This is a genomic window from Myceligenerans cantabricum (genome assembly GCF_054777735.1).
In genome coordinates this window covers 118,110-136,228 of record NZ_BAAHAJ010000002.1, presented here as the reverse complement: position 1 = coordinate 136,228, position 18,119 = coordinate 118,110, and the positions used below count along the sequence as shown (strand labels likewise).

The following is an 18,119-nucleotide window of genomic DNA, read 5'->3' as shown; positions in this document are numbered from 1 at the left end:
CCTGACGCCCGCGTCGCGGTGACGTTCCTCCGGCCGGGCCGGCAGGTCAGACGCCGTCGGGACCGTGACTATGGTTTCCCTCATGACGAAGGTTCTTGTGGTGGACGACGACGCTCTGACGGCCGCGAGCGTCGCGGCCTACCTCACGTCGGCCGGCCACGAACCGCGCACCGCCGCCGACGCCGCCGAGGGCGAGCGCACGTGGCGCACCTGGCAGCCGGACGCCGTGGTGCTCGACGTGCTCCTGCCCGGCGGCTCCGGCCTGGAGATGCTGACCCGCCGACGGCGCGACGGCGACGCCACGCCGGTGCTCCTGCTGTCGGGCCTGAGCGCCGTCGACGACCGGGTCGTCGGCCTGGAGCACGGCGCCGACGACTACGTGACCAAGCCGTTCGACGCGCGCGAGCTGGTGCTCCGGGTCGAGGCGCTGCTGCGGCGCGGTCCGTTCGACGTGCAGCCCGTGCCCGTCCGGGTCGAGGCCGGCGGGCTGGTGCTCGACGAGGCCGCACGCACAGCCACCTACCGGGACCGCGTGGCGGAGCTGACGCCCCGCGAGTTCGCGCTGCTGAGCTTTCTCGCCCAGCGCCCCCGGCACCCGTTCGGCCGCCGGGAGCTCCTGCGCCGGGTCTGGGGCTGGACGTTCGGCGACGACTCGACCGTGATGGTCCACATCCGGCGGCTGCGCAAGAAGCTGGAGGACGACCCGGCCGAGCCGGAGCTGATCGTCAACCTCCGGGGCGCCGGGTACATGCTGGTGGCGGACGGCCCGACGGCGAACGACGGCACCGCGGAGGCGGGGACGACGGCAGCCCCGGGATCCAGGGAGACCGTGTGATGACCGACATCCAGTTCATGGTGCTGGTCACCGTCGCCTGCTCGGTGGTGGCCGGTGTCGTGGGCCTGGTCGCGCTCCGGCTGGCCCGGCGCGTCTCGCTGATGCTCGCCCTGCTGGTCGCCGCCCTGGTCCCGTTCGCGGCGGTGGTCGCGGCGCTGGCGGTCAACGTGTCGGCGATGTTCATCTCCCCGCACGACGCCTCGGTGGTCCGGATCGTGCTGGGCACGGCCTCGGTGCTCGCGGTCCTGCTCGCCCTGGCGCTCGGCCGGCTGGTCGCCGGGGAGGTCCGGCTCGTCGTCGACGGCGCGCGGCGGCTCGGCCTGGCCCCGGCGGCCGGCGAGACGTCCGACGACGCGACCGGGTCTCCCGGCGCCGGGACGCCCACGCCGGCGACCGCCGAGCTGGCGGCGGTGATGGCCGAGCTGGAGGCGACGCGGGACCGGCTGGCCGCGGCCCGCGCGGCGGAGCAGGCCGCCCAGCGCGCCCGCCGGCAGATCATCGGCTTCGTGAGCCACGACCTGATCTCCCCGCTGTCGGGCATCCGTGCGGCCGCCGACGGGCTCCGGGACGGCGCGTTCCCGGACCCGGCGACCGCGGTGGACGGCATCGCCGCGGCCGTGGACCGGATGTCCCGGATGATCGGCGACCTGGACGAGCTCTCCCGCTCGGACGAGCTACCCCGGCGCACGGAGCCCCGTGCGGTGGACATGGCCATGGTGCTGCGGGACGTCCTCGCCCATGCCCGTCCGGCGGCCGCGGAGAGCGGTGTCGAGCTCGCCGGGTCCGTGGCGGGCAGCGTGCGGGTGCACGGCGACCCGGACGAGCTGGGGCGGGTCCTGGACAACCTGGTGTCGAACGCCGTCCGGTCCAGCGGCCAGGGCGGGCGCGTGCTGGTCGGGGTGACGAGCCAGGACGGTTTCGCGCGCCTGACCGTGCAGGACACGTGCGGTGGCATACCCGAGGACCAGGTGCCGCACCTGTTCCACGCGGGCTTCCAGGGCGACCACGCGGGGAGCTCCGGGCTGGGGCTCGCGTACGTCGGCCGGGTGGTGGACGAGCACGGGGGGCAGGTGGCGGTGCACAGCACGGAGACCGGATGCGACGTCGAGGTACGGCTGCCGGCCGTGGACTGACCCCACGGCCGGCGCCGGTCCGGGCCACGCCACGGCCGGCCCGGATCAGGTGAGGGTGGCCAGCCCCTCGGCCAGTCCCACACCGGCGCGCCAGCCGAGGGCCGCGGCCGCCGCCTCGCTCGACGCCGTCACGTGCCGCACGTCGCCGAGCCGGTAGCCGCCGGTCACCACGGGGTCCGGCCCCGCGAGGAGCTTGGACGTGACCTGGGCCATCTCGCCGACGGTGGTCACCACGCCGGACCCGACGTTCAGCGGCGTCACCGTCCCCGTCTCCCGCGGCAGGGCGACCGCCGCCGCGACCGCCTGTGCCACGTCGGTCACGTGGACGAAGTCCCGGCGCTGCTGGCCGTCCTCCAGGACGGTCGGCGCCTCGCCGCGCTCCACGGCCGCGCGGAACAGGGCCGCCACTCCCGCGTAGGGGGTGTCGCGCGGCATGCCCGGCCCGTACACGTTGTGGAAGCGCAGCGCGGTGGCGCTGCCGCCGGTCTGCCGCGCCCAGGCGGCGAGCAGCGCCTCGCCGTGCGCCTTGGTCGCGGCGTAGACGTTGCGCGGGTCGAGCCGCGCGTCCTCGGCGACCAGCCCGGGCCGCAGCGCGGCCCGGCAGACCGGGCACCGCGGCTCGAACCACCCGGCGTCCAGGTCCTCCGTCCGGCGGGGCGGTGGCGCGACCTGGCCGTGCTCCGGGCAGTCGTACCTGCCTTCGCCGTACACCACCATCGAGCTCGCGTACACGACGTGCGGCACCTCGGCGGCGCGCAGCAGCACGGCGGTCCCGAGGTCGTTGCTGGACACGTAGTCGTCGATGTCGGCCAGGGACACCCCCAGGCCGACCTTCGCCGCCAGGTGCACCACGGCGTCGCACCCGGACAGCGCCCGGCCCACCGTCTCCGCGTCCCGCACGTCGCCGACGACGGTGCGCTCGCCGGCGACCGCGCCCGGGCCGTGCACGTCCGCGCGCAGCGAGTCGAGCACGACCACGTCGTCACCGCGGCGGGTCAGCGCCGCGACCACCTCCCGGCCGATGAATCCGGCCCCTCCTGTCACCAGCACGCGCATCGTCGTTCCCTTCTCTCCGCCCCTGAGTCAACCGCCCGCACGCGCTCGGCGCGACCGTTCGGACCTGACCATCTGCTGACGGACGGCACGCCGGAGCGCCCAGGCCGCGGCGTGCGCCCTAGCCTGGGGGCCATGAGCGCACCCATCGGAGTCATCGGCGGATCCGGCATGTACCGGCTGCTGGCGGACGCGGAGCCGGTCACCGTCGACACCCCCTACGGCCCGCCGTCCGAGGCTCCGGCCCGCGGCACGCTCGGCGGGCGGGAGGTGGTGTTCCTGCCCCGGCACGGCGCCGACCACCGGTTCGCGCCCCATCGCATCCCCTACCGGGCGAACCTGTGGGCGCTCCGTGCCCTGGGGGCCCGGCAGCTCGTGACGTCGTGCGCGGTGGGCGGCCTGGCGCCGGAGCTGGTCGCGGGCACCGTCGTCGTGCCGGACCAGGTGATCGACCGCACGTGGGGGCGCGAGCACACGTACTACGACGTGGAGGGGCCGGTGGTGCACGTCCCGTTCGCCGACCCGTACTGCGCGCGCGGCAGGGCGGCCGCGGTCGCCGCGGCGCAGGCCGGCCCGCTGACCGCCGTGGACGGCGGCACGATGGTGGTGATCCAGGGGCCCCGGTTCTCGTCGCGGGCTGAGTCCCGGCGCAACGCCCGGGACGGCGGGACCGTCGTCAACATGACCGCCATGCCCGAGACGGCGCTGGCCCGCGAGCTCGCCCTGTGCTGCACCACCCTCGCGCTCGTCACCGACGCGGACGCGGGCGTCGAGGGCGGCGAGCACGTCACGCAGGAGGCGGTCCTGGAGCTGTTCGCCCGCAACGTGACCCAGCTCTCCGACGTCCTGGAGTCCACGGTGGCCGCCCTGCCGGACGACGAGTGCGACTGCCACCACGTCCTGGACGGGCAGCCGCTGCCGATCACGCTGCCCTGAGCCGCCCTCCGCGGCGCGGTGCCCGCGCCTATCCCTTGATCGCGCCCAGGATCACTCCCTTCGTGAAGTGCCGCTGCACGAACGGGTACACCAGCAGCACCGGGATCACCGCCAGCACCAGCACCGCCATCTTCACCGGGAGGCCGGTCACGGCGCCGTCGTCGACGTCGACCTGGCCGGTGCCGCTGCCGGGCAGCGTCACCCCCTGCAGCACGTAGGAGCGCAGCACGAGCTGCAGCGGCCACTTGGCGTTGTCGTTGATGTACAGCATCGCGTTGAAGAACGCGTTCCAGTACCCCACCCCGTAGAACAGGGCGACGACGGCGATCGCCGCCTTCGACATCGGCAGCACGATCCGCCCCAGGACGAGCCAGTCGCCGGCCCCGTCGACGCGCGCGGCGTCGAGGATCTCGCGGTCGATCCCCATGAAGAACGCCCGCAGGATCAGCACGTTGAACGCCGAGACCGCCGTCGGCAGGATCAGTGACCAGTACGAGTCGATCAGGCCGAGATTGCTGACCAGCAGGTACGTGGGGATCATCCCCGCACCGAAGAACATGGTGACGAGGAAGACGAACAGGATCGGCCGGTGGAACAGCGAGCCGGGACGGCTCATCCCGTACGCGGCCAGGATGGACACCACGGTGGACAGCAGGGTCCCCACGGTGGTCACGCCGATCGACACGAGCGTCGCCCGCGTCACGATCCCCCCGGACAGGATCTGCTCGTAGGCGGCCAGGGACAGCGTCCCGGGCACGGTCACGAGCCCGCCGGACCGCGTGACGTCGGCCTGCGTGGACAGGCTCGTCAGCACGATCGTGTACAGCGGGAACAGCACCGCGGCCACGATCGCCGCCAGCACCAGGGCCTTGACGACGAGCCCGGCCGGGTTCGGGTCCTCCTCCCAGACGGGCCGGTTCCGGCCCCTGATGAGCTTCCGGTAGGAACTAGCGCTCAGCACGCTGATACACCCCCGCTTCCCCGAAGACGTGCGCCACCCGGTTGGCGGCCAGCACCAGGACCAGCGACACGACACCCTTGACCAGGCCGGCCGCCGCCGCGAACGCCCAGTCGCCGTTGACGACGCCCTGGTAGTAGACGAACGTGTCGAGCACCTCGGACACGCCCACGCCCACGGCGTTGCGCTGCAGGATCAGCTGCTCGAACCCGACGGTCAGCGAGTCGCCGAGCCGCAGGATCAGCAGCAGCACGATCACCGGCCGCAGCGCCGGCAGGGTCACGTGCCAGGTGCGGCGCCACCGGTTCGCGCCGTCGACCACCGCCGCCTCGTAGAGGTTCGGGTTCACCGTGCTCAGCGCGGCGAGGAAGATGATGATCCCCCAGCCGGCGTCCTTCCAGACCACCTGGGCGGTGATGAGCAGGTAGAACGTGTCGGGGTTCGTCATGAGGTCGAACCCGTCGTAGCCGCCGGACGTCAGCCGCTCGTTCACGAACCCGGCCCCGCCGAAGATCTGCTGGAAGATCGTCACGACGATCACCCAGGAGAAGAAGTGCGGCAGGTACACGATCGACTGGATCGTGGTCCGCACCGCCGGCGACAGCACGCTGTGCAGCAGCAGGGCCAGCACGATCGGGATCGGGAAGAACAGCACGATCTGGAACGCGGAGATGATCAGCGTGTTCACCACGGCGTCCAGGAACAGCTCGTTCGTGAACACCCGCTGGAAGTTCCACCAGCCCACGAACTGGCTGTTCAGGACGCCCGTGTACGGCGAGTAGTCCTGCCAGGCGATGACGTTGCCGAGGATCGGCACGTAGGCGAACACCGCCAGCAGCAGCACGGCCGGCAGCGTCATGAGCAGCAGCGCGCCGTCGCGGCGCAGCCGCGCGCGGAGCGTGACCTTGCGGCGGCCCACGGGTGCCGAGGACGACAGGACGGGTGGCCCGCCGGGCCCGGATCCGCCGTCCGACGTCGCCCGTGGCCGGCCCTTGCGGGAACGGACGTCCATGCTCACTGCTCGTCCAGGATGCCCTGGTAGAACGCGCGCAGCTCCTCACCGCCGCTGGAGCGCCAGGTCTCGATGGCGTCGTCGAGGTCGTCGAGGGTCCTGCGGCCGCGGGCGATGTCCTTCTCCAGGTCCTCGAACGGTGTGTGCAGCGCCGCGAACCGCTGCGGCTCCGTGATCTGCATGCCGTAGAAGAGCGGCTCCTCGACGTGCTCCGACGCCTCGGCCATCCACGTGCAGTACGCCTCGACGAAGCCCGGGTACTGCACCTGCGCGTTCACCTTGGGCGGGTCGACGAGGAAGATGTAGGACTGCGCCACCTCGTGGGCGGCGGCGTCGGTCGCCTGGGGCAGGCCGTCGGCGTCGTACTCGTAGTGCTCGCCCTCGATCCCGTGGTTGATGAGCTGGAACTCCTGCGTCCCGAACGGTGCGGCGAGGAAGTCGGCGACGGCGAGCAGCTCCTCGATCTCCGCCTTGTCCTCCTTCTTCTTGAGGAACGAGAACATGTCCGCCGGAGCGCCCTTCCAGACCCGAGGGGTGCCGCCGTCGTGCGCGATCGGGTCGAACGGCCGCGGGTCGAAGTCCGGGTTGCTCGGGAGCACCCGGCCGAGGGACTCGTGCCAGCCGCCGATGCCGTCGTTGACGACGAGGATCTCGCCCGCCTCGAAGAGCGTCTTCATCTCCTCGGCCTTGTCCGCCACCGCGTCCGGGTGGACCGCACCCGACTTGTACAGCCTCGTCTGCCAGTCGAGTGCCGCGCGGTACTCCTCGGACTCGACACGGCTGATCAGCGAGCCGTCGTCGGCCAGCTTCCAGCCCCTCTCCGGGGGGACGGCGAACATCATGTTCGCGGTGATCCACTGGTCCGCCGAGCCCCAGCGCTTCTTGCCCGGGTCGGTCAGCTCGACGGCGAGCTCGATGAGCTCGTCCGCGTCCCGCGGCTGCTCGGTGATGCCGAGCTCGGCGAGCAGGTCGGCCCGGTAGAACGTCGCGAGGTGGACGAGCTCGCCGGGGAACGGCAGGCCGTAGAGCTTGTCGTTGAAGACACCGAAGCGCCAGGCGTCCGTGGGGATGTTGGCGAGGTTCCGGTACTTCTTGACCTTGTCGCCCGACAGGTAGGGCGTGAGGTCCTCGAAGAGCGCGTCGACGGCCTGCCCGAAGCGCGGCGGGAAGTTCCAGGTCGGCACGCTGACCCAGTCCGGCACGTCCTTCTCCGAGGCGAGCACCGCGGCCAGCTTGTCGCCGTACGTGTTCCCGTCGGAGATCTGGAACTCGATCGTCGCCCCGATCGCCCCGTTCACGGCGTCGAAGTAGGGGTTGCCCGACGTCTTCGGGATCGCGCTCCACAGCGGCGTCATCGCCGTGTACGTCCCGCCGGACCCCGGAGGCGTCTCGAACGCGGCGACGAGCTCGTCGGGGATCGACGCGTAGCCCGCGGTGGAGCCGTTCACGCTCGGGAAGTCGGGTTGCACGTACTCGACGGGGACATAGGCCGGTAGCACGCCGGAGCTGACGGTGCCGCCGCCCTCGACCGGTCCTGCGGGACCGCTGGTGCAGGCCGTGAGCAAGGACGGGACGCCGACGACGCCCGCGCCGAGCGCGACGAGGCCGAGGAACGACCGGCGGTTCACGGAGCCGACGGCGTGCGATGCCGTGGCGAGGGGACTCTGGGACATGAAGTTCACTCCTTCGTGAGCGACACACTGCGCTGTGGTCGACGCCCGACGACGGTAGCGGGGAACCGCTTCCCGCTACTGCCCGTCGAAGCGCTTCAATTCGCCGTCGCCGCTGACGATAGGGCAAAAGTGTCCGACATATCAATGCCTGCCGCTATCCTCGCCATTGAACCGATTCGAGTGAAAGGAGCACGACGTCGTGCCCACCTCGCCCTTGTTCCGCGACCCGCGAGCCTCCCTGTCCGCGCGCGCGAGCCACCTGCTGGACCAGCTCACGCCCGACGAGCGCCTGGCGCTCCTGCACCAGCACCAGCCGGCCGTCGAGCGGCTCGGGATCGCCGCGTTCCACACCGGCAACGAAGCCCTGCACGGCCTCGCCTGGCTCGGCACCGCGACCGTGTTCCCCCAGCCCGTGGGACTCGGCGCCACCTGGGACGGCGACCTGCTCCGCCGCGTGGGCGACGCCGTGTCGACGGAGGTCCGCGCGAAGCACGCCGCCGACCCGTCCGTGAGCCTCAACGTCTGGGCGCCCGTGGTGAACCCGCTGCGCCACCCCGCCTGGGGCCGCACCGAGGAGGGCTACAGCGAGGAGCCGTGGCTGGTCGCGGAGCTGGCGACCCGGTACTCCCAGGGCCTGCGGGGCGACGACGCGCGGGTCTGGAAGACAGTGCCCACGCTCAAGCACTTCCTGGGCTACGGGAACGAGACGGACCGCTCGGCGACGTCGTCGCACCTGGACCCGCGCAGCCTGCACGAGTACGAGCTGCCCTGCTACCTCGGGCCGGTCGCGGCGGGCGCCGCCGGGGCGGTGATGCCCTCGTACAACCGGGTGAACAAGACGCCGGCGCACGTGGCCGGAAACCTGATCGCGCGCCTGCGCGCGGCCGCGCCGGGGTCGCTCGCCGTCGTGTCCGACGCCGGGGCGCCGACCTTCCTGGTGACCGTGCAGCGGGCATTCACCGACCACGCCGCGGGGCACGCCGCGATGGTGCGGGCCGGGGTGGACTCGTTCACCGACAACGACGCGGACGCGTCGGTCTCCCTGGGCCGGCTGCGCACGGCGCTGGACAGAGGCCTGCTGACGTGGGGCGACGTCGACACCGCCGCCCTGCGGCTGCTCGAGCTGCGGATCCGGACCGGCGAGCTGGACGACCCGGGGCTCCCGGGCGCCGACCCCTACCGGGTGATCGGGCCGGAGTCCATCGACCTTCCCGAGCACCGCGCCCTCGCGCGGGAGGCAGCCGCGAAGTCGGTGGTGGTGCTGCGGAACGACGGGCTGCTGCCGCTGGCCGCGCCCGGCCCGGAGCCGGCCACGGAGGGCGAGGCACCCCTCCGCGGCGGCCGGCCGGACGAGGACGCCCCGGCGCGGGTCGCCGTCGTCGGCCCGCACGCCGACCAGGTGCTCACGGACTGGTACTCCGGGACCCCGCCGTACGCGGTGACGCTCGCGGGAGCGGTCCGCCGGCGCTGGGCCGGGGCGACGGTCGACGTGGTCACGGGTGCGGACCGGGTGGCGCTGCACGCGCTCGGCCTGGACTCGTGGGTCTCGGTGGACGACGACGGCACGGTGACCGCCCGAGCCTCCGAGCCGACGTTCGACACCTGGTTCGACGTGACGGACTGGGGCGACGGCCTGCTCACGCTGCGCTCGGCCGCGTCCGGGCGGCTGCTGACCGGCGCGGGCTGGATCGTCCGGGCCGACGCGGACCGGGTCGGCGGCTGGGTGGTGCAGGAGTCGTTCCGGCGGGTCGACGTCGGCGGGGCGTGGGCGCTGCAGCACGTCGGCAGCGGGCGCTGGCTGCGGGTGCAGCGCGACATCGGCGCCCTGGTCACCGAGGCGACCCGGCCCCAGGACGCGGAACGGTTCGGGTGGGAGCGCCTCTACTCCGGGGCCGACGACGTCGCCCGGGCCGCGAACGGCGCCGACGCCGTGCTGGTCGCCGTCGGGAACGACCCCCACCTGCTGGGGCGCGAGACGGAGGACCGGACGTCGCTCGGACTGCCCGCGTCGATGCGGGACCTGTGGCGGGCCGCCCGGGACACGAACGAGGCGTCTGTGCTGGTGGTGGTGTCGAGCTACCCGTACGTCCTGGGCGACGCCTGCGACGACGCGCGGGCCGTGGTGTGGACCTGCCACGCCGGGCAGGAGCTGGGGAACGGGCTCGTGGACGTGCTGACCGGGGACGCGGAACCGTACGGGCGGCTCGCCCAGACCTGGCCCGCCACGGCGGAGCAGGCCGGAGACCTGTTCGACTACGACGTGCGGGCGCAGGGGCAGACGTACCGGTGGCAGAGGGACGAGCCCGCGTTCTGGTTCGGGCACGGTCTCGGCTACGGCGACGTCGCGTACACGGGGCTGACGGTGACCGACGACGGCGGCGCGCCGACCGCGCCCGGCGCCGCCACCAGGGGTGACGACGCCCGGGAGCGGTCCGCGACCGTCACCGTGCGGAACGACGGTGACCGGCCGGCCGAGGAGCTCGTCCAGGTGTACTCGCTGGGGCTCGCGGGTGCAGCGGTCGAGACGCCGCGGCGCCTGCTGCTCGGCCACTCACGGGTACGGCTGGAGCCGGGCGAGACGCGCGAGGCCGTCCTCCCGCTCGCGGTGGACCGGCTGGCGGTCTGGGACGAAGCGACGGGCGACCTGCGCGTCCAGCCGGGTGAGTACGCGCTCGCCGGCGGGCCGTCGGCGGGCGCCCTGACGACGAGGGCGACCCTGACGATCGACGCCTGACGGTGCGGGCGCCTGTCAGCCGGTGACGACGAGGCCGGGATCCGTCGGGGTGGGCGAGGCCTGCTCGGCCGGAGCGCCGTCGCCGGGTTCCGTCGGGACGGGCGAAGCCTTCTCGGTGGGCACCGCGGCGGGCGAGGAGCCGTCGCCGGCAACCGTCGGGACCGGTGAGGCCTCGTCGGCCGGAGCGCCGTCGCCGGGTCCCGGCGGGGTCACGGTGGGCTGAGCTGCCTGCTCGGCGGGCGCCGTCGTCGCGGCGTCGTCGTGCGCGGGCGCGGCGTTCGCCGCGGTGCACGCCGTGGCCAGGAGCGCGACGGCGAGCGCGCCGCCCGCGGCGGCAGCCCCGCGGGCGACGAGGCCCCGGGGACCGCGACGGCCCGCCTCGTTCCTCGTCGAAGAATCGGTGGGCTGTGTTCGGTGAAGCGTCATACTGCGGTCAGTGTGCGGCGAGGGGCCTCTCGTCACAGGTCACCGGGTGTGGCCTGTCCCATATCGGGCGGGTGTCATGAAGGACCGTGCGCCGGACACCGAACAGTGAGAAGACCCGTCGGCCTGTCCCTGGAGACACCCTGTCCATTCATGCCGAGCCACGTGGCCTCGCCCCGGACCCACCTGGCCAGGACCCGCTCACGTCCGCCGAGACCGAGTTCCTGTTCGCCGAGCACGCGCGGGCCGTGCACCGGTATGCCCGCACCCGCCTGGGCCCCACCGCCGCGGAAGACGTGGTGGCGGAGGTGTTCGCGATCGCCTGGCGCAAGGGCGCGGTCCCCGACGACGCGCGGGCCTGGCTGCTGGCGATCGCTCGCCGGGTGCTGGCCAACCAGGTCCGGTCCGAGCGCCGGCGGACGGCTCTCCAGGAACGCGCGTGGCGCCACCCGGCACCACCGGGGCCCGACGACGCCCGGCTGGTCGACGAGCTCGACCTCCTGCACCGAGCGCTCGACCTCCTGCGGCCGGCGGACCGGGAGGTCGTCGAGCTGCTGGCCGCCGGCGAGCTGAGCACGTCGGAGATCGCGCAGGTGCTGGGCTGCAGCGCTCCGTCGGCGGCGACGCGCGTCTACCGGGCCCGGCGACGCCTGCGCGCCGCCTACCGCAGAGTCACCGACGAGCAGGAGAGCTGAGATGGCCAGGAACCAGGACCCCCTGCGCCGCGCCCGCGCCGCCCTGACGACGGTCGACGCCGAGCTGGACCTGGACCGCGTGCGCTCGGCGGCGGCGCGCGCCGCCGCGGCCCGGCCGGTCACGGCCGTGGCGGGCACTCCCGTCGGCGGCACCGTCACCGTGGAGATCGTCCCCCCGGGCCGGCGACCCGCGGCCACGCGACGGCGGACCGCCGTCTGGGCGCTGACCGCGACGGTGCTGCTGCTCGGCGGCACCGGCCTGGGCGCGGCCCTGCCGTGGCCCGAGCCCGGCGAGACGCTGCCGGGCTCTCCCGCCCCGCCGACACCGGGCACCGGGCCGACCGGACGAGCGAGCAGCCCGCCCGAGACGCCCGAGCCGACCGGCACGGCCCACCCGTACGAGTGCACGCCGCCTCCGGCGTCTCCCGAACCGACACCGGGACCCCACGTCACAGCGTTTCCCGAACCCGCACGGACACCGACGGAGGCGGAACCGACAGTGCCGGAACCGACGGACCCGGAGCCGACGGACCCGAGGCCCGCGGGCAACGGGAGCCCTCCGGGCGACGCCTGTCAGGACTCCGCACCGGCCTCCGGATCCTGAACGGCCCGCGGAGTCGTTCCGCTCCGGGAACGCCTCAGCGGGACTCGAACGGGATCGTGTCCCAGTCCCCCGGCAAGGCGCGCGGCGTCCACGCCGGGTCCGGGGTCCAGTCCGCCCAGGACTTGTCCCACCAGTGCTCGCCGGCGTCCAGGAGGCGGGCGATCCGGTCGCCCTCGGCGCGGATCGCGCCCATCCGGCCCGGGTAGCGGTCGGGGCCGGCCTCCTCGAACTCCTCGACGTCCTTGAAGACGTACCGCTCGGCGTCGGCCGCCCACCAGACGTCGAGCTCGTGGTCGAGGGTGTCGAAGCCGATCTCCGTGCGCCGGGGCGCGTCCTCCAGGTTGAAGTACCAGCCCTGGAACTCCCGCTCGTCGCCGGCCCAGAACAGGAAGATCGAGTGCTCGACGCCCGTCCAGTGCAGCTCGAGGCGTCCATGTCCACGCCAGTGCGTGCCGCCGGCGAGCTTCCACGGGTGCTCACCGACCGGGAAGGTCCCCGAGCCGGGGTACCCCATCGGTGTGCCGCCCGGCGTGTAGGTGACGAGCAGGTCGCCGTCGTCGTGCACGCAGACCTGCGGGATCGCGATCCACGGCTCGCCGCGCATGATCTCGCGGCGCACCACGGTGCCGCCCGGCGTGAAGAGGGTCGTCATGGTCCGCACGGTAACAGCGGCGTGTCAGCGAACGTCGGCGCCGCCGCGCAGCACCCGTCGCGGGTGCAGGTCCTCGTCCGTGACCAGGAGGTCCGCGCTGAGCCCTCGGGTCAGGCTGCCCAGCCGGCGGTCCAGGCCGAGGACACGCGCCGGGACGCCCGACGCCGCGCGGACCGCGTCCACGAGGGGGACCCCCGCGGCCACGGTGTGGCGGACGACGTCGATCAGGTGGGCGGTACCACCCGCGATCGTCCCGCCGTCCGGCGTCGCGGAGTCGACCAGCCGGGCCACGCCGTCCCGGACGGCGACCCGCATCGGGCCCAGGTCGTAGGAACCGTCCGGCATGCCCGCCGCCGCCATCGCGTCCGTGACGAGGGCCACCTGATCGGCACCCACCGTGCCGAACACCGTGCGGACCGTCGCCGGGTCGAGGTGGACGCCGTCCGCGACGAGCTCGACCACGAGGTCCCCGCGGGCCGCCGCCGCGAAGCAGGCCGCGACGGGACCGGGCGCGCGGTGGTGCAGAGGACGCATGCCGTTGAAGAGATGGGTGGCGGTCATCTCGCGGCGGCGCGCGGCACCGGGCGGGGCCGCGGCAGGGACGGACCCGACACCGGTACCGGCCACGGAGCCGGCAGGCCCCCCGGCGCCGGCCACGGAGCCCGCAAGATCGGCGGCCAGCCGCAGACCCGCGGTGACCTGCGAGATCAGGGCCTCCGCCGCCTCCGTGGTGCCGTCCGTGTGCCCGAGTGACGGGATCACGCCCGCCTCGATGAGCGCCGTCGCGACGCCGCCCGGGCCGGCCACGCCCGGCACCTCCGGGGCGACCGTCATCGTGGTGAGGTGACCGCGCGCCGCCTTCGCCAGCTCACGAACCAGGTCCACCTCACCCTCGCGCAGGTGAGCGGGGTCGTGAGCGCCACGGCGCTCGTGCGACAGGAACGGCCCCTCGGCATGGATGCCCGCGATCTCGCCCTCCTCGGCGAGGTCCGCGAGCATCGCCGCCCGCGTGGACAGCGTCTCCGGGTCGGCCGTGACCAGGGAGGCGAGCATCGTCGTCGTGCCGTGCGCGCGGTGCTCGAGCACGGCGCGCAACGCCTCGGCCGCGCTCGTGGTGTCGGGGAACCCGACGCCGCCCCCGCCGTGGTTGTGCAGGTCCACGAGCCCGGGCAGGAGGTAGTCGTACGACGGCGGGACCTGGCTCACCTGTGCGTCGAGACCGGCCTCCCGGGCCCCGGCCGGCGAGCCGACGAACGCCAGGCGACCACCCCGGACGACCACGACGCCGTCCTCGACCACCGTGTCGGGCAGGACGACGCGTCCCCGCAGGACCACTTCGGAAGGTTGCTCCGCCATGGGCTCATCCTGCCGTACGACGGCGCGTGCCGAGAACTTTCCTCCGCGCCGTGCTCAGAAGAGGCGGGAATCGATGTCGTCGACGCCACGCATCGCGTCGTAGTCCAGGACGAGACAACCGATGCCTCGGTCGAGAGCCAGGACGCGGGCCTGGGGCTTGATCTCCTGGGCGGCGAAGACGCCGCGCACCGGCGCGAGCAGCGGGTCCCGGTTCAGGAGCTCCAGGTAGCGCGTGAGCTGCTCGACGCCGTCGATCTCGCCGCGGCGCTTGATCTCCACGGCGACCGTGGCACCCTCGGGGCCGCGGGCGAGGATGTCGACCGGGCCGATCGCGGTCATGTACTCACGGCGGATCAGCGTGCTGCCCTCACCGAGCAGGCCGATCTGCTCCGCGAGCAGCTCCTGCAGGTGCGCCTCGACGCCGTCCTTGACCAGACCGGGGTCGACGCCGAGATCGTGGGCGGAGTCGTGGTGCACGGCGTGCAGGTCGATCTCGAGCCGGTCGTCCGACTTCTTGTTCTGCACCGTCCAGACGTTGGTCACACCGCGCTCCACGGCGTCGTCGCCGGGCTCCGCCTCCGTCAGCGTGCACGGCGGGCTCATCCAGTTCAGCGGCTTGTAGGAGCCGCCGTCGGAGTGCAGCAGCACGCTCCCGTCCGCCTTGACCACGATCAGCCGCGTGGCGAGCGGCAGATGAGCGGTGAGCCGCCCGGTGTACCGGGCGGAGCAGTCGGCAACGACAAGACGCAAGAATTCTCCTCAGGACAGCGGGGCGCACACGGGTGGCCGGAGCCCCGTCTCAGGACCCACCACGAGTGTGCACTCTACGATCGTGCAGGTCAGGAGTGTTTACAGGACCAGGTCGCGGCGGCCCGGGGGTGCGGCCTCCAGCCACGAGGCGAGGCCGAAGTAGTCGCCCGACGCGAGGTCGAGCTCGAAGTCCCGGCCCTCGTAGCGGCATCGGACGAGGTAGTGCTCCGGGCCGTCGTCGTCGAACTCCTCACGGCCGACCATCTCGAGCCGGTCCCGGTACCAGGTCCGGGCGGGCCGGGGCGACAGCGACCAGCAGCGCCACCACTCGATGCGGCCGACCGCGTACTGGGCGATGCCGGCGGTCCAGGGCTCCTGCTCACCCCCGCGGGCGTGGCAGGAGAACGACCCGACGCGGCGGGACAGGGTGCGCAGGCGGGACACGCCCGCAGCGAGCACCAGTGCGATCGCGGCCACGATCGCCAACGCGATCCATACGACGCCCGGCACCCGTCCCTCCCTCAGACCAGGTTGATCTCGTCGACGACGATCGTCACCAGGTTCTCGTCGACGGAGACGAACCCACCGTCGACCTGGGCTTCCACGGCCGTGCCCGTGTCCGTTCGCACGGAGACGGTGCCCGGACGCAGCACCGCGAGCAGCGGCGTGTGGTTGGCCAGGACTCCGATCTGCCCGTCCACCGACGGCGCGCTCACCTCTTTGGCGGCACCCGACCAGACCTTGCGGTCCGTGGCCACGAGATCCACGCTCAGCTCAGCCACTCAGGGCCTCCCTCTCGATAGTGCGGGTCATGATACGCCGTCGGGCCGGAACCCGGCCCGACGGCGTACCGCGGCGAGACGACGAGGCTCAGGCCCCGTACTCCTTCTGGATCTTCGCCCAGTTGCGCTCGAGGTCCTCGAGGCCACCGATGTTGTAGAACGCCTGCTCGGCGACGTGGTCGAACTCGCCGGCCGCGATCTTCTTGAACGCCTCGATGGTCTCGGTCAGCGGCACCGTCGAACCCTCGACGTCCGTGAACTTCTTCGCCATGTAGGTGTTCTGCGAGAGGAACTGCTGGATGCGGCGCGCACGCGCCACCAGCGTCTTGTCCTCCTCCGAGAGCTCGTCCACACCGAGGATCGCGATGATGTCCTGCAGCTCCTTGTTGCGCTGCAGGATCGACTTCACCTCGGTGGCGACATCGTAGTGCTCCTGGCCCACGTAGCGCGGGTCGAGGATGCGCGACGTCGAGGTCAGCGGGTCGATCGCCGGGTAGAGACCCTTCGACGCGATCTCGCGGGAGAGCTCGGTCGTCGCGTCCAGGTGGGCGAACGTCGTGGCCGGGGCCGGGTCCGTGTAGTCGTCCGCGGGCACGTAGATGGCCTGCAGCGACGTGATGGAGTGACCGCGCGTCGAGGTGATGCGCTCCTGGAGGAGGCCCATCTCGTCCGCGAGGTTCGGCTGGTAGCCCACCGCGGACGGCATACGCCCGAGCAGCGTGGAGACCTCGGAGCCCGCCTGCGTGAAGCGGAAGATGTTGTCGATGAAGAGCAGCACGTCCTGCTTCTTCACGTCACGGAAGTACTCCGCCATCGTCAGGGCCGACAGGGCCACGCGAAGACGGGTGCCCGGGGGCTCGTCCATCTGGCCGAACACGAGGGCCGTCTTGTCGAAGACGCCGGCCTCGTCCATCTCGGCGATCAGGTCGTTGCCCTCACGCGTGCGCTCGCCGACGCCGGCGAACACGGACACACCGCCGTGGTCCTGCGCGACGCGCTGGATCATCTCCTGGATGAGGACCGTCTTGCCGACGCCCGCACCACCGAAGAGGCCGATCTTCCCGCCCTGCACGTACGGGGTGAGGAGGTCGATCGACTTGATGCCCGTCTCGAACATCTGCGTCTTGGACTCGAGCTGGTCGAAGGCCGGGGCCGTGCGGTGGATCGGCCAGCGCTCGGTGACCTCGAACTTCTCGCCCTCGGCGAGGTTCAGGACCTCACCGGTGACGTTGAAGACCTTGCCCTTGGTGACGTCACCGACGGGCACGCTGATCGCCTCGCCGGTGTCGGTCACGGTGGCACCGCGGACCAGGCCGTCGGTCGGCTTCAGGGCGATGGCCCGCACGAGCGAGTCACCCAGGTGCTGGGCGACCTCGAGCGTGAGGGTGAGGCTGTTCTCGCCCAGGTCGATCTCGGTGGTGAGGGCGTTGTAGATGTCGGGGATCGCGTCCTCGGGGAACTCGATGTCCACGACGGGGCCGGTCACCCGCGCGACCCGGCCGGTGCCGGGGCCGCTCGAGTGCTCGACCGTGGCTTCCACGGTGGTGGCGGTCATTGCTTGCCTCGCTTCGGTGGGCCGGAGGGTCCTCCGGCGGGGTGTCTGTTGTCTTCTCGGCGCTTGCTCAAGAGGCCAGTGCGTCGGCACCCGAGACGATCTCGCTGATCTCCTGGGTGATGTCGGCCTGTCGTGCCTGGTTCGCCAGACGCGTGTACGTGCGGATCAGGTCCTCGGCGTTCTCGGTCGCCGTGTGCATGGCCCGCTGGCGCGCGGCCAGCTCGGACGCCGCGGCGTCGAGCAGGACCGCGAAGATGCGGGAGCGCACGTACCGCGGCAGCAGGGCGTCGAGCACGGACTCCGGAGACGGCTCGAAGTCGTAGAGCGGCGTCACGTCGTGCTCTCCCGGCACGCTCACGCCCTCGACGATCTCGAGCGGCAGCATCCGCACCACGCGGGGGCGCTGCGTCACCATGTTCACGAACTGCGTGGAGACCACGTGGAGCTCGTCGACACCACCCTCCTCGACGGGCGCCAGGAAGGCCCCCAGGAGAGCGTCGGCGATCTCGTCGGCGACGTCCGCCGTCGGCGCGTCGGACCCGTAGGCCCACGTGCCGGCGAGCTCGCGGTCGCGGAACGAGTAGAAGGAGACGGCGCGGCGGCCGGCCACGTACAGCACGACCTCCTTGCCCTCCTCGGTGAGCTGCCCGACGAGGCGCTCGGCCTCGCGCACGATGGACGCCGAGTACGAGCCCGCCATCCCGCGGTCCGACGAGACCACGAACACCGCGGCACGACCCGACGGGTCCTTGCGCTCGGTGGTCAGCGGGTGGTCGATGCTCGCGTGCGCCGCCACGGCCGACACGGCGCGCGTGACGGCCGTGGCGTACGGGGCCGCAGCGGCGGTCCGCGCCCGGGCCTTACCGATGCGCGACGCTGCGATGAGCTCCTGTGCACGGAACATCTTCTTCAGCGACTGCGTCGACTTGATCCGCGCCTTGTAGACGCGCTGCATTCCACCGGCCATG

18 protein-coding genes are annotated in these 18,119 nt (G+C 72.8%); 6 read left to right on the top strand and 12 right to left on the bottom strand.

Annotation, left to right across the window (positions count from 1 at the left end; all coding sequences use genetic code 11):
- Window positions 1–82 precede the first annotated feature (82 nt).
- Window positions 83–835, top strand: coding sequence for a response regulator transcription factor (locus ACYU96_RS02075; RefSeq protein WP_460748648.1), 753 nt, complete (start codon window positions 83–85; stop codon window positions 833–835).
- On the top strand, window positions 835–1,968 hold the full coding sequence (locus ACYU96_RS02070; protein WP_460748647.1) for a sensor histidine kinase: 1,134 nt from the start codon (window positions 835–837) through the stop codon (window positions 1,966–1,968). Before ACYU96_RS02075 ends, ACYU96_RS02070 begins: the two co-directional genes overlap by 1 nt.
- Before the next feature lie 45 nt (window positions 1,969–2,013).
- Here the strand turns inward: ACYU96_RS02070 and ACYU96_RS02065 are convergent, their stop codons facing one another.
- Complete coding sequence (locus ACYU96_RS02065; protein ID WP_460748645.1) at window positions 2,014–3,024, bottom strand: NAD-dependent epimerase/dehydratase family protein; 1,011 nt, start codon at window positions 3,022–3,024, stop codon at window positions 2,014–2,016.
- A 132-nt stretch (window positions 3,025–3,156) separates the two neighbouring features.
- On the opposite strand from ACYU96_RS02065, the gene ACYU96_RS02060 reads away from it, so the two are divergent.
- Window positions 3,157–3,957 (top strand): S-methyl-5'-thioadenosine phosphorylase, encoded by an 801-nt coding sequence (locus ACYU96_RS02060; protein ID WP_460748643.1) that lies wholly within the window; start codon window positions 3,157–3,159, stop codon window positions 3,955–3,957.
- Between the two features lie 28 nt (window positions 3,958–3,985).
- Here the strand turns inward: ACYU96_RS02060 and ACYU96_RS02055 are convergent, their stop codons facing one another.
- From ACYU96_RS02055 to ACYU96_RS02045, 3 genes are read right to left on the bottom strand one after another with little or no spacing between them, the layout of a single operon-like run.
- Window positions 3,986–4,918 carry a carbohydrate ABC transporter permease gene (locus tag ACYU96_RS02055; RefSeq protein WP_460748641.1) on the bottom strand — a complete coding sequence of 311 codons (933 nt, stop codon included), beginning with the start codon at window positions 4,916–4,918 and terminating at the stop codon, window positions 3,986–3,988.
- A complete protein-coding gene (locus tag ACYU96_RS02050) occupies window positions 4,905–5,927 on the bottom strand; it encodes an ABC transporter permease (protein ID WP_460748639.1) in 1,023 nt (340 codons plus the stop codon). The genes ACYU96_RS02055 and ACYU96_RS02050 overlap by 14 nt, the downstream gene beginning before the upstream one ends.
- Window positions 5,928–5,929: 2 nt before the next feature.
- Window positions 5,930–7,600 (bottom strand): type 2 periplasmic-binding domain-containing protein, encoded by a 1,671-nt coding sequence (locus tag ACYU96_RS02045; protein ID WP_460748637.1) that lies wholly within the window; start codon window positions 7,598–7,600, stop codon window positions 5,930–5,932.
- Between the two features lie 199 nt (window positions 7,601–7,799).
- Here ACYU96_RS02045 and ACYU96_RS02040 point away from each other — a divergent pair, with 199 nt between their 5' ends.
- The gene (locus ACYU96_RS02040) at window positions 7,800–10,334 is read left to right on the top strand and encodes a glycoside hydrolase family 3 C-terminal domain-containing protein (protein ID WP_460748635.1); all 2,535 of its coding nucleotides are present in this window, start codon (window positions 7,800–7,802) and stop codon (window positions 10,332–10,334) included.
- Between the two features lie 15 nt (window positions 10,335–10,349).
- Here ACYU96_RS02040 and ACYU96_RS02035 read toward each other — a convergent pair whose 3' ends face one another.
- On the bottom strand, window positions 10,350–10,760 hold the full coding sequence (locus ACYU96_RS02035; protein WP_460748633.1) for a hypothetical protein: 411 nt from the start codon (window positions 10,758–10,760) through the stop codon (window positions 10,350–10,352).
- 86 nt (window positions 10,761–10,846) lie between these two features.
- On the opposite strand from ACYU96_RS02035, the gene ACYU96_RS02030 reads away from it, so the two are divergent.
- Both ACYU96_RS02030 and ACYU96_RS02025 read left to right on the top strand, forming a co-directional pair.
- Window positions 10,847–11,452, top strand: a complete 606-nt coding sequence (locus ACYU96_RS02030; RefSeq protein WP_460748631.1) for an RNA polymerase sigma factor — start codon at window positions 10,847–10,849, stop codon at window positions 11,450–11,452.
- Window position 11,453: 1 nt separating this feature from the next.
- Window positions 11,454–12,056 (top strand): hypothetical protein, encoded by a 603-nt coding sequence (locus ACYU96_RS02025; RefSeq protein ID WP_460748630.1) that lies wholly within the window; start codon window positions 11,454–11,456, stop codon window positions 12,054–12,056.
- 34 nt (window positions 12,057–12,090) lie between these two features.
- Here ACYU96_RS02025 and ACYU96_RS02020 read toward each other — a convergent pair whose 3' ends face one another.
- From ACYU96_RS02020 to ACYU96_RS01990, 7 genes are all read right to left on the bottom strand, one after another.
- Window positions 12,091–12,708: a ribonuclease FAU-1 family protein gene (locus ACYU96_RS02020; RefSeq protein WP_460748628.1), complete on the bottom strand. Its 618-nt coding sequence runs from the start codon at window positions 12,706–12,708 to the stop codon at window positions 12,091–12,093.
- Window positions 12,709–12,732: 24 nt separating this feature from the next.
- Window positions 12,733–14,064, bottom strand: coding sequence for an N-acetylglucosamine-6-phosphate deacetylase (locus tag ACYU96_RS02015; RefSeq protein WP_460748627.1), 1,332 nt, complete (start codon window positions 14,062–14,064; stop codon window positions 12,733–12,735).
- A 54-nt stretch (window positions 14,065–14,118) separates the two neighbouring features.
- Window positions 14,119–14,814: an endonuclease NucS gene (gene nucS / locus ACYU96_RS02010; protein WP_460748625.1), complete on the bottom strand. Its 696-nt coding sequence runs from the start codon at window positions 14,812–14,814 to the stop codon at window positions 14,119–14,121.
- A 99-nt stretch (window positions 14,815–14,913) separates the two neighbouring features.
- On the bottom strand, window positions 14,914–15,324 hold the full coding sequence (locus tag ACYU96_RS02005) for a DUF2550 domain-containing protein (RefSeq protein ID WP_460748623.1): 411 nt from the start codon (window positions 15,322–15,324) through the stop codon (window positions 14,914–14,916).
- An 11-nt stretch (window positions 15,325–15,335) separates the two neighbouring features.
- Window positions 15,336–15,596, bottom strand: a complete 261-nt coding sequence (locus ACYU96_RS02000; protein ID WP_460748622.1) for a F0F1 ATP synthase subunit epsilon — start codon at window positions 15,594–15,596, stop codon at window positions 15,336–15,338.
- A gap of 88 nt (window positions 15,597–15,684) precedes the next feature.
- A complete protein-coding gene (gene atpD, locus ACYU96_RS01995; protein WP_460748620.1) occupies window positions 15,685–17,151 on the bottom strand; it encodes a F0F1 ATP synthase subunit beta in 1,467 nt (488 codons plus the stop codon).
- A gap of 67 nt (window positions 17,152–17,218) precedes the next feature.
- Window positions 17,219–18,118 carry a F0F1 ATP synthase subunit gamma gene (locus ACYU96_RS01990; RefSeq protein WP_460748618.1) on the bottom strand — a complete coding sequence of 300 codons (900 nt, stop codon included), beginning with the start codon at window positions 18,116–18,118 and terminating at the stop codon, window positions 17,219–17,221.
- Window position 18,119: the final 1 nt, after the last annotated feature.

Coding starts and splice junctions, on each gene's coding strand:
- atpD (WP_460748620.1), bottom strand. CDS start 17,151: ATGACCGCCACCACCGTGGAAGCCACGGTCGAGCACTCGAGCGGCCCC.
- ACYU96_RS02015 (WP_460748627.1), bottom strand. CDS start 14,064: ATGGCGGAGCAACCTTCCGAAGTGGTCCTGCGGGGACGCGTCGTCCTG.
- ACYU96_RS02075 (WP_460748648.1), top strand. CDS start 83: ATGACGAAGGTTCTTGTGGTGGACGACGACGCTCTGACGGCCGCGAGC.
- ACYU96_RS02070 (WP_460748647.1), top strand. CDS start 835: ATGACCGACATCCAGTTCATGGTGCTGGTCACCGTCGCCTGCTCGGTG.
- ACYU96_RS02045 (WP_460748637.1), bottom strand. CDS start 7,600: ATGTCCCAGAGTCCCCTCGCCACGGCATCGCACGCCGTCGGCTCCGTG.
- ACYU96_RS02060 (WP_460748643.1), top strand. CDS start 3,157: ATGAGCGCACCCATCGGAGTCATCGGCGGATCCGGCATGTACCGGCTG.
- ACYU96_RS02050 (WP_460748639.1), bottom strand. CDS start 5,927: ATGGACGTCCGTTCCCGCAAGGGCCGGCCACGGGCGACGTCGGACGGC.
- ACYU96_RS02035 (WP_460748633.1), bottom strand. CDS start 10,760: ATGACGCTTCACCGAACACAGCCCACCGATTCTTCGACGAGGAACGAG.
- ACYU96_RS02065 (WP_460748645.1), bottom strand. CDS start 3,024: ATGCGCGTGCTGGTGACAGGAGGGGCCGGATTCATCGGCCGGGAGGTG.
- ACYU96_RS02020 (WP_460748628.1), bottom strand. CDS start 12,708: ATGACGACCCTCTTCACGCCGGGCGGCACCGTGGTGCGCCGCGAGATC.
- ACYU96_RS01990 (WP_460748618.1), bottom strand. CDS start 18,118: ATGGCCGGTGGAATGCAGCGCGTCTACAAGGCGCGGATCAAGTCGACG.
- ACYU96_RS02025 (WP_460748630.1), top strand. CDS start 11,454: ATGGCCAGGAACCAGGACCCCCTGCGCCGCGCCCGCGCCGCCCTGACG.